Annotated in this window: 11 protein-coding genes; 8 read left to right on the top strand and 3 right to left on the bottom strand. The window is 71.4% G+C overall.

The features are described from left to right. Positions 1-361 precede the first annotated feature (361 nt). From F3T56_RS18030 to cyc2, 5 genes are all read left to right on the top strand, one after another. A complete protein-coding gene (locus F3T56_RS18030) occupies positions 362-2,182 on the top strand; it encodes a S8 family peptidase (protein WP_149826192.1) in 1,821 nt (606 codons plus the stop codon). Positions 2,183-2,263: 81 nt separating this feature from the next. Next, positions 2,264-2,851 (top strand): hypothetical protein, encoded by a 588-nt coding sequence (locus F3T56_RS18025; protein WP_149826191.1) that lies wholly within the window; start codon positions 2,264-2,266, stop codon positions 2,849-2,851. Beyond that, a complete protein-coding gene (locus F3T56_RS18020) occupies positions 2,844-4,001 on the top strand; it encodes a damage-control phosphatase ARMT1 family protein (protein ID WP_149826190.1) in 1,158 nt (385 codons plus the stop codon). The genes F3T56_RS18025 and F3T56_RS18020 overlap by 8 nt, the downstream gene beginning before the upstream one ends. Before the next feature lie 38 nt (positions 4,002-4,039). After that, positions 4,040-5,200 (top strand): penicillin-binding transpeptidase domain-containing protein, encoded by a 1,161-nt coding sequence (locus tag F3T56_RS18015; protein WP_172638997.1) that lies wholly within the window; start codon positions 4,040-4,042, stop codon positions 5,198-5,200. 216 nt (positions 5,201-5,416) lie between these two features. Next, the gene (cyc2, locus tag F3T56_RS18010) at positions 5,417-7,624 is read left to right on the top strand and encodes a germacradienol/geosmin synthase Cyc2 (RefSeq protein WP_149826188.1); all 2,208 of its coding nucleotides are present in this window, start codon (positions 5,417-5,419) and stop codon (positions 7,622-7,624) included. 13 nt (positions 7,625-7,637) lie between these two features. On the opposite strand, the gene F3T56_RS18005 is transcribed toward cyc2, so the two are convergent. After that, positions 7,638-8,387 carry a CTP synthase C-terminal region-related (seleno)protein gene (locus F3T56_RS18005; protein ID WP_149826187.1) on the bottom strand — a complete coding sequence of 250 codons (750 nt, stop codon included), beginning with the start codon at positions 8,385-8,387 and terminating at the stop codon, positions 7,638-7,640. A 95-nt stretch (positions 8,388-8,482) separates the two neighbouring features. On the opposite strand from F3T56_RS18005, the gene F3T56_RS18000 reads away from it, so the two are divergent. Next, on the top strand, positions 8,483-9,355 hold the full coding sequence (locus tag F3T56_RS18000; protein ID WP_149826220.1) for a LysR family transcriptional regulator: 873 nt from the start codon (positions 8,483-8,485) through the stop codon (positions 9,353-9,355). A 34-nt stretch (positions 9,356-9,389) separates the two neighbouring features. Here the strand turns inward: F3T56_RS18000 and F3T56_RS17995 are convergent, their stop codons facing one another. After that, positions 9,390-10,145, bottom strand: coding sequence for a metallophosphoesterase (locus F3T56_RS17995; protein WP_149826186.1), 756 nt, complete (start codon positions 10,143-10,145; stop codon positions 9,390-9,392). A 214-nt stretch (positions 10,146-10,359) separates the two neighbouring features. Between F3T56_RS17995 and F3T56_RS17990 the strand changes: the two genes are divergently transcribed. Beyond that, positions 10,360-11,526 carry an aminopeptidase P family protein gene (locus F3T56_RS17990; RefSeq protein WP_425473586.1) on the top strand — a complete coding sequence of 389 codons (1,167 nt, stop codon included), beginning with the start codon at positions 10,360-10,362 and terminating at the stop codon, positions 11,524-11,526. Positions 11,527-11,574: 48 nt separating this feature from the next. Next, on the top strand, positions 11,575-12,492 hold the full coding sequence (locus F3T56_RS17985) for an aminoglycoside phosphotransferase family protein (protein ID WP_149826185.1): 918 nt from the start codon (positions 11,575-11,577) through the stop codon (positions 12,490-12,492). A 128-nt stretch (positions 12,493-12,620) separates the two neighbouring features. Here the strand turns inward: F3T56_RS17985 and treZ are convergent, their stop codons facing one another. Next, positions 12,621-14,366 carry a malto-oligosyltrehalose trehalohydrolase gene (treZ, locus tag F3T56_RS17980; RefSeq protein WP_149826218.1) on the bottom strand — a complete coding sequence of 582 codons (1,746 nt, stop codon included), beginning with the start codon at positions 14,364-14,366 and terminating at the stop codon, positions 12,621-12,623. Between the last annotated feature and the right edge of the window lie 185 nt (positions 14,367-14,551).

The raw sequence follows: 14,551 nt of genomic DNA, 5'->3' as shown, positions 1-14,551 counted from the left end.
GTACGTGCCGCGATCCGTGCCGCGATCCGTGCCGCCGTTCGACCGGTCGAATCCGGCCACTCCCGGTGCGGCGGCAAGGCATCGGCAAAGCGTCGACAAAACCGCCGAAGCGCGACATCAGGGCCCGACTGCCGTACGGGATAGGGGAGTTCCCGAAGGGGTCGAGGGTTTTCCCCGTATCCCCGTGACCAGTGCTTTGCCTAATGTGCTCGCACAGCTGAACCACAGGTAACCCCTGATCAACAGCTCGCGCCTGGCCGGCCTTTGCGCCAACCCTTTCTGGACCCCCCGCCGCTTCGATGAAGAAGCGTTTCACCGCCGCTCCTCCCCTGACATGAGCAGGCCACGAAAGGTGAAGACCTTGCGTACCTCCACCCCCCGCACCGCCGGACGGAAGCTCATATCCGTCGCCGCGGTCTCCGTCGCCCTGGTGGCCGGCATGACCTCCTCGGTCGCCGTCGCCCAGGCCCCGTCCGCCAAGGCCGACACCGCGCCCGCCGTCGCCGGTGCCACCGAGGCCGCTCCCGGCACGGTCGCCGAGCGCCTGATCGTCGGCTACAAGTCCGGTGCCGCCGAGGCCAAGTCGAACAAGGCCGCCGACGCAGACGCCGCGGCCAAGGGCAAGGAAGCCGGCGAGACCCTCGACTTCCAGCGCCGCCTCGGCAGCGGTGCCGCCCTGGTCGACCTGGGCGAGAACCTCACCAAGACGGACGTCGCCGACGTCATCTCCGAGTACCAGGCCGACCCGCAGGTCGCCTACGTCGTACCGGACCGCCTGAACAAGCCGCTGGCCACGCCGAACGACACCGAGTACAGCAAGCAGTGGGACCTCTTCGAGTCCACCGCGGGCATGAACGTGCCGGGCGCCTGGGACAAGGTGACCGGCTCCGGTGTGACGGTCGCCGTCATCGACACCGGTTACGTCACCCACTCGGACCTCGCCGCGAACATCGTCGGCGGCTACGACTTCATCTCGGACGCCACCGTCGCCAACGACGGCAACGGCCGGGACAGCAACCCGGCCGACACGGGCGACTGGACCGTGAACGGGGAGTGCGGCGTCGGCTGGCAGGCCCAGCCCTCCTCCTGGCACGGCACGCACGTCGCCGGCACCATCGCCGCCGCCACCAACAACAGCAAGGGCATCGCCGGTATCGCCTACGGCGCCAAGGTCTCCCCGCTGCGTGTGCTCGGCAAGTGCGGCGGCTACGACTCCGACATCATCGACGCCATCACCTGGGCGTCCGGCGGCACCGTCTCCGGTGTCCCCGCCAACACCAACGTCGCCAAGGTCATCAACATGAGCCTCGGCGGTGGCGGTGCCTGCACCACCGCGACGCAGACCGCGATCAACGCCGCCGTGAACCGCGGCACCACGGTCGTCGTCGCGGCGGGCAACAGCAACGCCAACGCGGCCAACTACTCGCCGGCCAGCTGCAGCAACGTGATCTCGGTGGCGGCCACCAACCGCGCCGGCTCCCGCTCGTACTACTCCAACTTCGGCTCGGTCGTCGACATCGCGGCCCCCGGCGGCGACACCCGCACCACTCAGTCGGGCGGCATCCTGTCCACGCTGAACACCGGCACCGCCGGCCCGAGCGGCGAGACGTACGACTACTACGAGGGCACCAGCATGGCCGCCCCGCACATCGCGGGCCTCGCCGCGCTGCTGGAGTCGGCGAGCTCCGCGCTGACCCCGGCCCAGATCGAGTCCGCGATCAAGGCCAACTCGCGTGCTCTGCCGGGTACGTGCTCGGGCGGCTGCGGCGCCGGCCTCGCCGACGCGGCCAAGACGGTGCAGGCGGTGACCGGGGGCTCCGGCGGCTCCACGGGGGGTACCACCTTCACCAACACCACGGCCGTCTCCATCCCGGACAACGGCTCCGCGATCGAGTCCTCGATCGCCGTCACCGGCCGCACCGGCAACGCCCCGTCGACCCTCCAGGTCGGCGTGGACATCACCCACACCTACCGCGGTGACCTGGTCCTGGACCTGGTGGCCCCCGACGGCTCGACCTACCGTCTCAAGGCCTCCAGCACCTCGGACTCCGCCGACAACGTGAACACCACCTACTCGGTGAACGCGTCGAGCGAGACCGCGAACGGCACCTGGAAGCTGCGTGTCCAGGACGTGGCCTCGGCGGACACCGGCCGCCTCAACAGCTGGAAGCTGACCTTCTGAGTCAGTTGCTCTGACCGCCACCCCCCACTGCTGGCGGCCGGCCGATGCGAGCGGGCATCGGCCGGCCGTTAGCGTATGCGTATGTCGACAGAGAAGACCCAGTGGACCGACGGGACGCCGGGGCCGGTCGCGGTGGTGTGCCCGGGCTGCGGCGGCACGGGCTCGTCGGTGCGTACGGTGCCCGAGACCTGCGCCGACCCGGAGTCCCGGCGGAGCGGACTCACCGACCGGCTGCTCAAGACCCCGGGTGCGCACGGACGTTCCGACAGCGTGACGCACTTCCTCGAAGGCACGGTCCTCACCGGTATCGGCGTCGGCCTCGCCTACAGCGGCGTCCAGAACGACAAACCGCTCTACACGATCGGTGGTTCGCTCCTCGCCCTGCTGCTGTTCATCGGCACGATCGCGGTGGTCAACGGCGAGCGGCGCGAACGGAAGCTCGTCGCGGCAGGCAAGGAACGCGCCGAACGGCTCTGGCGCCCCGCGCACCACTGCTCCTCGTGCGGGTCGGTGTTCTACCCCGGCGGCAGCCCGTGGCAGGGTCCGCTGACGCCGGAGCAGTTCAAGAAGTACGTGTGGACCGAGGCCGGCTACGACAAGCTGCTCGACAAGAAGGCCAAGGACGTCTCCCTGCCGCCCGCCGGCGCAGGAGGAACTCCCGGTGTCTGACGCCCCCGCCCCCGTCATCCGCAGCGACGACCCGGCCTCCTTCCCGCACAGCGTCCTCGCCGAACGGCACCCCGCCCTCATCCGCAAGGTCCAGGACGCCACCCCCTACGGCCCCCAGCAGCGCCGCGCACTCGACGAGTTGCTGAAGAACACGCTCGAAGGCGTCGTCGAACCCCCGGCCGACGACGCGTGGTGGGACACCTGGAACGTACGCCGCTACGCCGGCCGCTCCTGGTTCTCCCTGCCCTTCCTCGCCGCCGAGAGCTGCTTCTACCGCCAACTCCTCCACGCCGTCGACTACTTCGCCCCCGGCCCCTGGCAGGGCACCGACCCGTTCCGCCCCTTCAAACTCGCCGAACTCGACACCCCCGAGGCCGCCGCGGAACTCACCGCCCTCGACACCCTCACCGAACACCCCCTCCCCGACCAGCTCAAGGCCCTCCTCCACGGCTCCCTCTGGGGCAACCGCGCGGACCTGGGCTTCCGCATCCAGACCGCCGAAGAGAACATGGCCGCCGACTCCCAACTCGTGGCGGACGACAGCGAGTCGCTGCTGTCGGCCCTGCTGTCGGGCGGCTCGGGCGGGGGCGTGCTCTGCCTGGTCGCCGACAACGCGGGCCGCGAACTGATCCCCGACCTCCTCCTCATCGACCACCTCCTCGCCCACGGCCACTTCGACCGCGCCGTACTGCACCTGAAGCCGTACCCGTACTTCGTCTCCGACGCCACCACCGCCGACACCCTCGACGCCGTACGCCACCTGGTCGCCGCGAAGACCCCCGCCGGGCAACGCCTGTGGTCGGCCCTGTCGGACGGCCGCCTCATCCTCCGCGCCCACCCCTTCTCCTGCGCCCCGCTGCCGTACACGGACATGCCGGCCGACCTGCGCGACGAGTTCGCCTCCGCCGACCTGACCCTGATGAAGGGCGACCTCAACTACCGCCGCCTGGTGGGCGACCACCTCTGGCCGCCCACCACCTCCTTCGCCTCGGTCACCGCGTACTTCCCCGGACCGGTGGCCGCTCTGCGCACCCTCAAGTCCGACGTGATCGCGGGCCTGGACGCGGAGACGGAGGCCGCGCTGGTGACGGCGGAGGGACGGCGATGGCGTACGAGCGGGACGCGGGCGTTGATTCAGGTCAGGATCTGACGAAGGTCTTTCTCTAGAGTGTGGGCATGCGGTCGATCATGAGACGTCCCCTTGCCGTGCCCGGACTCCTCGCGCTGCTCACCGGCTGCACCGGAGACGCAGACGCGCCCAACGCGCGGGAAGAGACAACGAGTTCGCGTGTCGGCACCTCTGGCGGATACGGCGACATCCTCGTCGCCGGCGAGCCGGTCACGGGGTCGAAGGAGAGCGGGACCACGAAGGTCCCCTACCAACGCACCTACACGGACGGCGAGTTGTACGCGCCCGTCACGGGCTACCGTGCGCTTATGTTCGGCACCACCGGGCTGGAGAGCATCTACGAGGACTCCCTGAAGTACAGCAAGGGCGAGGACGTCGAGACGACCATCGACCCGGCGGTGCAGGAGGCCGCCTTCGCGGAACTCGGCGGAGAGCGCGGGGCGGCCATCGCGCTCAACGCGGAGACCGGCGACCTGCTCGCCGTCGTGAGCACACCCTCGTACGACCCGACGGCCTTCGCCGGCAACACTCCGAAGGACCAGGAGGCCTGGAAGAAGGCGAACGACGACCCGGACGAACCGATGTTCAACCGCCCGCTCCGGGAGGCCACCGCCCCCGGTGAGGCCTTCCACATCGTGATCGCCGCCGCGGCCCTGGAGAACGGCCTGTACGACACGGCCGAGGAGCCCACGACCGGCGGCACGGGCGAGTGCGCGAACGCGACCGTACGACAGGCGCTCGCCCGCTCCTGTGAGGCGGTCTTCGCGAAGATGGCCGACGATCTCGGCGAGACGAAACTGCGGGAGGCCGCCGAGAAGTTCGGCTTCAACGACGACAAACTGTATGTCCCGCTGCGTGTCGCGGAGAGCACCTACGACAGTTACCGGGACGGGAACATCACCGTCACCCCGCTCCAACTGGCCATGGTGACGGCGTCCCTCGCCGACCGAGGCGAGGTGGTGGGGCCGGGTATGACGGGCACAAGGGACCTGTCGATCGGGCGGAGCGTCTCGGAGGCCACGGCGAACGAACTGCTCCCGTCCGTACGCGACAAGAGGGAGTGGGCCCCGACCGACACCGGTTCGTCATGGTCTCTCGCCTACGCCACCACCACCCAGGGCGACCCCGTCGCGCTGGTCGCCCGAGTAACGGGCCCGAACGCCGAAGCGGCGGAACGGGCAACAAAGGCAATGTCCGAGGCCCTGGCCGCGCCCCTTTAAGGGGGCGGGGAACTGCGCGAGCAACCACACAGAACCCGCACCCGCCAACGACCCGACCGGATCGAGCTCTCATGCGCAGTGGGGTCGAAGGGGCGCAGCCCCTGGGGATGGGAGGGCTAGGGGCGGCGGGGGCGAGAAAAGCCCCGAATTCACGCGATGGTGTGATCACGTACCGCCCCCCGGATGCCCGCCGCAGGCGCCGGGTAGGGCCCGCCCATGACACAGCCGTTCATCCTTCCCCACTTCTACATGCCATACCCCGCCCGCCTGAACCCCCACCTGGAAGAGGCCCGAACCCACTCCACCCACTGGGCAAGGCAGATGGGCATGCTGGAGGGCTCCGGCGTATGGGACCAGGAGGACCTGGACGCCCACGACTACGGCCTCCTGTGCGCGTACACCCACCCCGACTGCGACGGCCCCGCACTCTCCCTCATCACGGACTGGTACGTGTGGGTCTTCTTCTTCGACGACCACTTCCTGGAACTGTTCAAACGCTCCCAGGACCGCCCCGGCGGCAAGGCCCACCTGGACCGGCTCCCGCTCTTCATGCCGCTGGACCTCAACGCCCCCGTACCGGAGCCGCGGAACCCGGTGGAGGCGGGCCTCGCCGACCTCTGGGCGCGCACGGTGCCCTCGATGTCGATGGACTGGCGCCGCCGCTTCGCCGTGGCGACGGAGCATCTGCTGAACGAGTCGATGTGGGAGCTGTCCAACATGAACGAGGGGAGGATCGCGAACCCGGTCGAGTACATCGAGATGCGCCGTAAGGTCGGCGGCGCCCCCTGGTCCGCCGGTCTCGTCGAGTACGCGACCGCCGAAGTCCCGGTGTCCATCGCGGAGTCGAGGCCCCTGCGGGTCCTGATGGAGACGTTCTCCGACGCCGTCCACCTGCGCAACGACCTGTTCTCGTACCAGCGGGAGGTCGAGGACGAGGGAGAGAACAGCAATGGCGTACTCGTCCTGGAGACCTTTTTCGACTGCGGCACGCAGCGGGCGGCAGAGACGGTCAATGACATCCTCACCTCCCGTCTGCACCAGTTCGAGCACACCGCGCTCACCGAAGTGCCCGCGCTGGCCCTGGAGAAGGGTCTCTCCCCGGCCGAGGTCGCGGCCGTAGCGGCGTACACGAAGGGGCTGCAGGACTGGCAGTCCGGCGGCCATGAGTGGCACATGCGGTCCAGCCGCTACATGAACAAGGGCGCGGCGGGCTCACGCGGCCCGCTCGACCTCGGCGGCGCGGTGCTGTCCGGCCCCGCGCTCGTCAGCCGGGCCGGGTTCGGTACGTCCGCCGCCGACATGGGCGCGCTGCTCGCGTCGGCCGCCGCGGAGCGACTGCGCGCCCACAGTCATGTGCCGTACCAGAAGGTCGGACCGTCCCTGCTGCCCGACTTCTACATGCCCTTCCAGGTGGAACTCTCCCCACACCTGGACGGCGCCCGCGACCGCCTCGTCGGCTGGGTGCACGCGATGGGCATGCTGAGCGAGGGAGTCTGGGACGAGGAGAAACTCGCCGCCGCTGACCTCCCGCTCTGCTCCGCAGGCCTCGACCCGGACGCGACCCCCGAGGCGCTCGACCTGAGTTCGCGCTGGCTGGCCTGGGGCACCTACGGCGACGACTACTACCCCCTCGTCTTCGGCCAACGCCGTGACCTCGCGGCCGCACGCCTGACCACGGCCCGGCTGTCGGACTGCATGCCCGTCGAGGGCGAGGCGATCCCCGTTCCGGTCAACGGGATGGAACGGGGACTCATCGACCTCTGGGCACTGACGACGGCGCGGATGACCCCCGACGAACGACGCACGCTGAAGGCGTCCGTCGACAAGATGACCGAGAGCTGGGTGTGGGAGGTGATGAACCAGCTCCATCACCGCGTCCCCGACCCGGTCGACTACCTGGAGATGCGCCGCGCCACCTTCGGCTCCGACCTCACCCTGAGCATGTGCCGGATGGGCCACGGCCCGCAGATCCCGCCCGAGGTCTACCGCAGCGGCCCCGTGCGCTCACTGGAGAACGCCGCCATCGACTACGCGTGCCTCATCAACGACGTCTTCTCGTACCAGAAGGAGATCGAGTACGAGGGCGAGGTCCACAACGCGATCCTCGTCGTGCAGAACTTCTTCGGCTGCGACTACCCGGCCGCGCTCTATGTGGTCCACGACCTGATGACCCAGCGCATGCGGCAGTTCGAGCACGTCGTCGCCCATGAACTCCCCGTCGTCTACGACGACTTCGAGCTGTCCGACGAAGCGCGCGAGATCATGGCCGGCTATGTGACCGACCTGCAGAACTGGATGGCCGGCATCCTGAACTGGCACCGCCGGGTCGACCGCTACAAGCCCGACTTCCTGGCCCGCCGCGCCCACGGCTTCGTCCCGGACCTCCCCCCGGCCCTGCCGTTCGCGCCGGTTCACACCGGCTGACGTACGGCGCCGGTCACGCCGGCTGACGTGCCGCCCGGGCCGCGTGCTCGACCGCGGCCCGGGCGAGTGCCCGGACGAACGGGTGCGGGCGGCTGCCGTCGCCGGAGAGCTCGGGCTGGAAGAGAGTCGCGAGGAAGAAGGGATGGCCGGGCAGTTCGGCGATCCGTACCTGCCCGCCCTCGTCGTGCCCGGAGAACCGCAGGCCGTGCGCCCGCAGGGTGTCGAGGTGGCGGGACGGGCCGTAGTGGCAGGAGTACCGCTCGACCGACCGCTCGGCGCCCAGCACGGACTGGGCGAGCGAGCCGGACTCGACATGGACCGTCGCCTCGTGGCCGGCCAGGGAGCAGGCGAGCGGCTCGATGAGGAAGTCCTCGGCGTCGGGGTCGTTCTCGGCATGCGCGACCTGGGTGAGACCGCACACGCCGCGGGCGTACTCCAGCAGCGCGTGCTGGAAGCCGCCGCACGTGCCGAGGAACGGGATGCCCCGCTCACGGGCGGTGCGGATCGCGGAGAGGACACCGGCCTCGCTGCGGTACGGGCTGCCCGGCACCACCCACACCGCGTCGAAACCGCGCACGGCTTCCGCGTCCGCCGCGGCGTCCTCGGAGTGGATCCAGTAGGCGTCGAGGACGAGCCGGTCACGCTCCGCGAGAGAGTCCAGGAAACGCGGGATCCGGGTGTGGGACACGACGTCGGGGGAGCGGTCGCCGACCAGGGCGAGCCGGGCGGTGCGGGAGGCGGGTTGTGCCGCGTTGTTCGTCATGTCCGTCATCCTGGGCTCGGACCCGCGATCACGTCCAACGATGATTTATGGATTCTCGATAAGTGATGCTGATGGAGTGCGCGATCATGGGCGCCATGGATCCGCATCTGCTGCGTACGTACGTCACTGTGGCCCGCCTCGCCTCCTTCTCCGAGGCCGCGCGCGAGCTGGGCTACACCCAGTCCGCGGTGTCCCAGCACATCGCCGCGCTCGAACAGGATCTCGGCGCCCCGCTGCTGACCCGCCGCCCGGTCGTCCCCACGGCCGTCGGCGAGCGGCTGCTCGAACACGCCGGGCCCCTGCTGCTGCGCCTCGACGCGGCCCGTGCCGACGTCGTACGGATGGCGGCCGCACCCGAGCACGGGCTGACCCTCGCGGTGACCCCGACGGCGCTCGGCCCCCGTACGATCGCCGCGCTGCCCGCCGCCGGCGTCACCCTGCGGATCCTCGCCCGCGACGAGATCCCGGCGGCCGTCGCCACAGGCACCGCGGACCTCGGCCTCGTCGACGGACTCGCCGCCCCCAGCGATCCCCTCCGGCTCCCCGACGTGGCACCCCTGACCACCCGTGGCATCGGCGAGGAACCCGTCTGTGTGCTCCTCCCCGCCACCCACCCGCTCGCCCGTCGCCCCGGGCTCCGCCTCGCCGACCTCGTCGACGCCCGCTGGCTCGACGCCCCCGGCGCGGGCCTCCCGCTGGATCGGCTCCGCACCACGAGCGGCACCGGCGGCGTCCGTACCGCTCTCCGCTACGAGGGCACCGACCTGCGCACCCTCACGACGCTCGCCGCCGCCGGACACGGACTGACCGTCCTGCCCCGCGGTTTCGCCGCCCACGTTCCCGGAGCGGTCGCCGTCCCCCTTGTCGAGCCGCGCCTCGTGCACCGTACGGAACTCGTGTACGGCGGCACGCCGAGCGGCGCGGCGGCGGCACTGGTACGGGAGCTGACCGAGCCACGGACGACGTGATCCCTGAGGCTTGGAGGCGCAGTGCGCCGAAGTCCTACGAAGCCACCCTGAAGTGGCTCGTCAGCCGTCCCTCGTCGTCCAGCACATGGAACGCGAGTCCGGGCGGCGCCTCCCGGTCCGCGACCCGCTCGCCCTCCCAGGGCAGTCGCAGCGTCCACGTCACGCCCGGCCCGACGACGAGCGGCCGTCCGGCGAAGACGGTCGCGGCGGGTGTGTGCGCGTGTCCGGTGATGATCCCCGCGATCTCCGGCCGGCGTTCCAGCAGCCGGGTCAGGGTGGCGGGTCGGCCCAGTTGGCAGGCGTCCGGCAGCGGATGGTGCAGCGCCACCGGCGGATGGTGGAAGGCGAGCAGTGCGGGCCGGTCGCCGTCGAGGTCGTCGAGGGTCTCCTCGATCCAGGCGTACGTCTGGGCGTCCAGCTCGCCCTCGTCCCGGCCGGGAATGCTGGAGTCGCACATCAGCACGGCCGCGTCCGCGAAGACGTGCACGCTGTTGACCGGCCCGTCGGCGGCGGGCTCCGCGAGGAGCGCCTTGCGATAGGGCGCCCGGCTGTCGTGGTTGCCCGGACAGGTGAGCACCGGGAAGGGGGCCCCGCCGTCCCGCAGGCCGAGGATGCGGGCCGCCTCCTCGTACTCGTCCTCCGTGCCGTGGTCCGCGATGTCCCCCGTCACCAGCAGCGCGTCCAACCGCCCAGGCAACCCCCACAGCAGATCCCGTACCCGCTCGGCCCGCCGGGTCGCCCGTTCGGTCCCGTCCAGATGCAGATCGCTGATGTGTGCGAGTACGAGCATCGTCGTACGCCTCCTGTCGGCCCGCTTGCCTGACCTTGCCCTAATGGAACGCCCGAATCCAATCATTAGCGGTAACGGGTGGGCAAGCTTCAACCATTAGGCGACTGGCGGGGGCACCGGATGCCGGCGTACCGCAATCGGCTCGCGTGCGTTGCGGCGGAAGGGCAGGATGCTGCCCATGGCCCTTGGGGACTCCGAGCGCACGGAGGCATGGATGACCGGCACGTCCAGCACGGCCAGCACGAGGTCCGAGCCACTGGCCGACGGCTCGCCCATGCCGTTCACCGTCGACGACTACCGGGCCCGGATGCGACGCGCGGCACGGACGGCGGCGGACGCCGGGCTCGACGGGCTGCTGGTCGCGCCCGGCCCGGACCTGGTGTGGCTGACGGGGTACCGGCCGCCGGAGACCGAGCGGCTCACCCTGCTGATGCTGCGGGACGGAACGGACCCGGTACTGGTCGTGCCCACCCTGGAGGCCCCGGACGCCGAGGAGGCACCCGGCGGGCCCGCGCTGAGCCTGCGTGACTGGGCCGACGGCAAGGACCCGTACGAGGCGGCCGTTCCCCTCCTCGGCCCGCGCGGCCGCTTCGGCGTCAGCGACAACACCTGGGCCCTGCACCTGCTGGGCCTGCGGAAACGGCTGCCGGAGACCGAGTACGTCGCGCTCACCGAGGCCCTGCCGATGCTGCGGGCCGTCAAGGACGCGGCGGAGCTGGCACGGATGGCGGCCGCGGGCCGGGCCGCCGACGCCGCGTACGAGGAGATCCGGAAGGTGCGCTTCGGCGGCCGCCGGGAGACCGAGATCGCCGCCGAACTCGCCGAGCTGCTACGGCGGTTCGGGCACTCCCAGGTCGACTTCACCATCGTCGCCTCCGGCCCCAACGGCGCCAACCCGCACCACGAGGCGGGCGACCGCGTCGTCGGACGCGGCGACATGGTCGTCCTCGACTTCGGCGGCCTCAAGGACGGCTACGGCTCCGACACCTCCCGCACGGTCCACGTCGGCGAACCGACCGCCGAGGAGCGCGAGGTGCACGACATCGTGCGCGCCGCCCAGGAGGCGGGCGTCCGCGCGGTACGGCCGGGCGCCGCCTGCCAGGACGTGGACCGGGCGGCCCGCGCGGTCATCACCGAGGCCGGCTACGGCGACCGGTTCATCCACCGCACCGGGCACGGCATCGGCGTCACCACCCACGAACCGCCGTACATGGTCGAGGGCGAGGAGCGGCCCCTCGTGCCCGGCATGTGCTTCTCCGTCGAACCCGGGATCTATCTGCCGGGCCGCTTCGGGGTGCGGATCGAGGACATCGTGACGGTGACCGAGGACGGCGGCCGACGCCTCAACAACACCCCGCGCGAAATGGCGATAGTGAACTGAGGATCCCTAGAACCCCCGATCGAGCCTTCGGACGACAACGGCGCGACCATGACCCAGGCACCGACACCCACCGCGGACACCGTCCGCAGAGTCGTGCGTTCCCTGCTGAAAAGCGGGGGCGGGGGCGATCCTGATGTGCGACCCGTCACCGAGCAAGGCGGGCTGGACACCTGGTGGGTCGGCACCCGCCATGTGCTGCGCCTCGCTCCCGACCGGCACGCCGTCATGCGGCAGCGGCGTGAGCTGCGGCTGCGGGACCTGGTCCGGCCGCACGTCGGTGTCGCCGTCCCGGTGAGCGTCGCGCACGGCGAGTGGTCCGGAGGGCTCACCTGCACGCTCGACACCAGGATTCCGGGGACGACCGCCGCCGTGCACGATGTGTCGGCCGTGGGCGAAGACGATCTGGCGGGGCTCCTCACGGGGCTGCGCGAGGTACCGCCGAGGCAGGCGGAGGCGCTCGGCGTGCCCCGGCTGGCGGCGCGCTCGCTGGATGCCCTGCGTACGGCCGCGGCGCGGGCGGGGCGGCAGCTCGCCGAGGTGGACGAGTTCGACGCCGCGCGGCTCACGCAGCTCACCGCGGCGAGTGCCGCGCAGCTGACCGCCCCCGCGGCGGTCCTGGTGCACCACGACCTCCGGGGTGAGCATCTCGTGGTCAGCGCCGACGGACGGGTGCGCGGGGTTCTCGGCTGGGCCGACGCGGCGATCGGTGACCCCGCCGAGGACATCGCCGGCCTCGCCACGGCGGTCGGCTCCCCCGCCGCCGTACGCGCCGCCACCCTCGCGGGCTACGGCGCCCGCCCCTGCCTGCGCGGCCTGTGGCTGGCCCGCGGTGACACTGTCGTTCGACTGGCCGAAGCCCTCCAGAGCGGCGGGGCCGCGCCGCTACCGGTACTCCGGGAACGCCTGCGACGCGCCTGGGAGCCGATCCTGCTGGAGAGGGTGACAGACCTCCGGGGGGAGGACTGACCGGCCGCCGCACCCAGCTGCGGGCAATCGTGCCGCTGGGGCGATGGGGGAGGGTGGGCGCAGCGGCACCCTGCATGCGCCGGTAAGCGAAACCCACCCCCGCCCAGCCCCGGCGCCGGGCGCCCGTTTCAGGCCCCCGTCAGCACCGCACACGACTCCCCACCCAGGTTCAGCACCCCATCCGCTCCCGGCCCGTCCACCGCCTCCCAAGCCGCCAGCACACGCGCGTGGGGCACCCACACCGGGATCGCGGCCGGCGACGGGCCGAGGTTCACCGCCACCCGTACATCCCCCCGCCGGAAGCCGAACCACCGGGCCTCCTCGTCGAACGCGACCTTAACGTCGGAGAGGTCGGGGTCGGTGAGGTCGGGATGGGTGTGGCGCAGGGCGATGAGTTCGCGGTACCAGGCGAGCACGCGCGCGTGGGGGACGCGTTCGGGCTCGGACCAGTCCAGGCAGGAGCGGTCGCGGGTCGCCGGGTCCTGCGGATCCGGCACGTCCTCCTCCGCCCAGCCGTGCGCCGCGAACTCCCGCCGCCTGCCCCGCCGTACGGCGTCCGCCAGCTCCGGGTCGGTGTGGTCGGTGAAGAACTGCCAGGGCGTACCGGCCGCCCACTCCTCGCCCATGAACAGCATCGGCGTGAACGGCCCGGTGAGCACCAGCGCCGCCGCGCAGGCGAGCAGCCCGGGGGAGAGGGACGCGGAAAGGCGGTCGCCCTGGGCACGGTTGCCGACCTGGTCGTGGGTCTGGGCGTAGCCCAGCATGCGGTGCGCGGAGACGCTCGTACGGTCCAGGGGCCGGCCATGACGCCGGCCCCGGAACGACGAGTACGTGCCGTCGTGGAAGTAGCCGCCCGTCAGGGTCTTCGCCAGCCCGGCAAGACCGGCCCGCGCGAAGTCCTCGTAGTAGCCCTGAGACTCGCCCGTCAGGGTCGTGTGCAGGGTGTGGTGGAAGTCGTCGTTCCACTGCGCGTGCACTCCGAGGCCGCCCCGGTCGCGCGGGGTGACCAGCCGCGGGTCGTTGAGATCCGACTCGGCGATCAGGAACAACGGCCGTTCCACCGCCTCGGAGAGCGCGTCCACGGCCGTCGACAGCTCCTCCAGGAAGTGGCACGCGCGCGTGTCCCGCAGGGCGTGCACCGCGTCCAGGCGGAGCCCGTCGAGCCGGTAGTCCCGCAGCCACGCGAGCGCGCTGCCGAGGAAGTACGCCCGCACCTCGTCCGAACCGGGCGCGTCCAGGTTCACGGCGGCGCCCCACGGGGTGTGGTGCGTCTCGGTGAAGTACGGGCCGAACACCGGCAGATAGTTGCCGGACGGGCCCAGATGGTTGTGCACCACGTCGAGCACGACCCCGAGGCCCCGCTCGTGCGCCGCGTCCACGAACCGTTTCAGCGCCTCGGGGCCGCCGTACGGTTCGTGCACGGCCCACAGCGAGACGCCCTCGTACCCCCAGCCGTGCGTGCCCGGGAACGGGCACAGCGGCATCAACTGCACATGGGTGACGCCCAGTTCGGCGAGATGCCCGAGCCGCCCGGCGGCCGCGTCCAGCGTGCCCTCGGAGGTGTACGTGCCCACGTGCAGCTCGTACAGCACCGCGCCCGGCAGCCCGCGCCCCGCCCACGGCACGCGCCACGCGTACCGCTCGTGGTCGACGACCGCGCTCAGCCCGTCCGGACCGTCCGGCTGGCGGCGCGAGCGCGGATCGGGCAGGACCGGGCCGTCGTCGACCGCGAAGCCGTAGCGGGTGCCGTCCACCGCCTCCGCCTCGCCTGTCCACCAGCCCGCGCGCTCCGGATCGCGCCCCATCGCGTGCGTGGCGCCCGCGCAGTGGAGCGTCACACGGTCGGCCTGCGGTGCCCACACCTCGAACTGCACGGAACGGTTCTCCCTCTGCCGGCCCTCCATCTGGCCCGTCCATCGTGCGGCAAACGAGATCAATTCGCCCTCGGAACGGCGCTTTTGCCGCGCGAGTCGCACTGTTCTGCCGCGCGAGTCGCACTGTTCGTCGGAGTGTCCGAGGATGGTCACCGTTTACGGGAATTCTGGACACCCCGGCCTCG

The sequence above is a fragment of the Streptomyces tailanensis genome, from assembly GCF_008386495.1.
Classification (GTDB): domain Bacteria; phylum Actinomycetota; class Actinomycetes; order Streptomycetales; family Streptomycetaceae; genus Streptomyces; species Streptomyces tailanensis.
The sequence above is the reverse complement of the archived record's forward strand: the minus strand, read 5'-3'. Positions and strand labels throughout refer to the sequence as shown.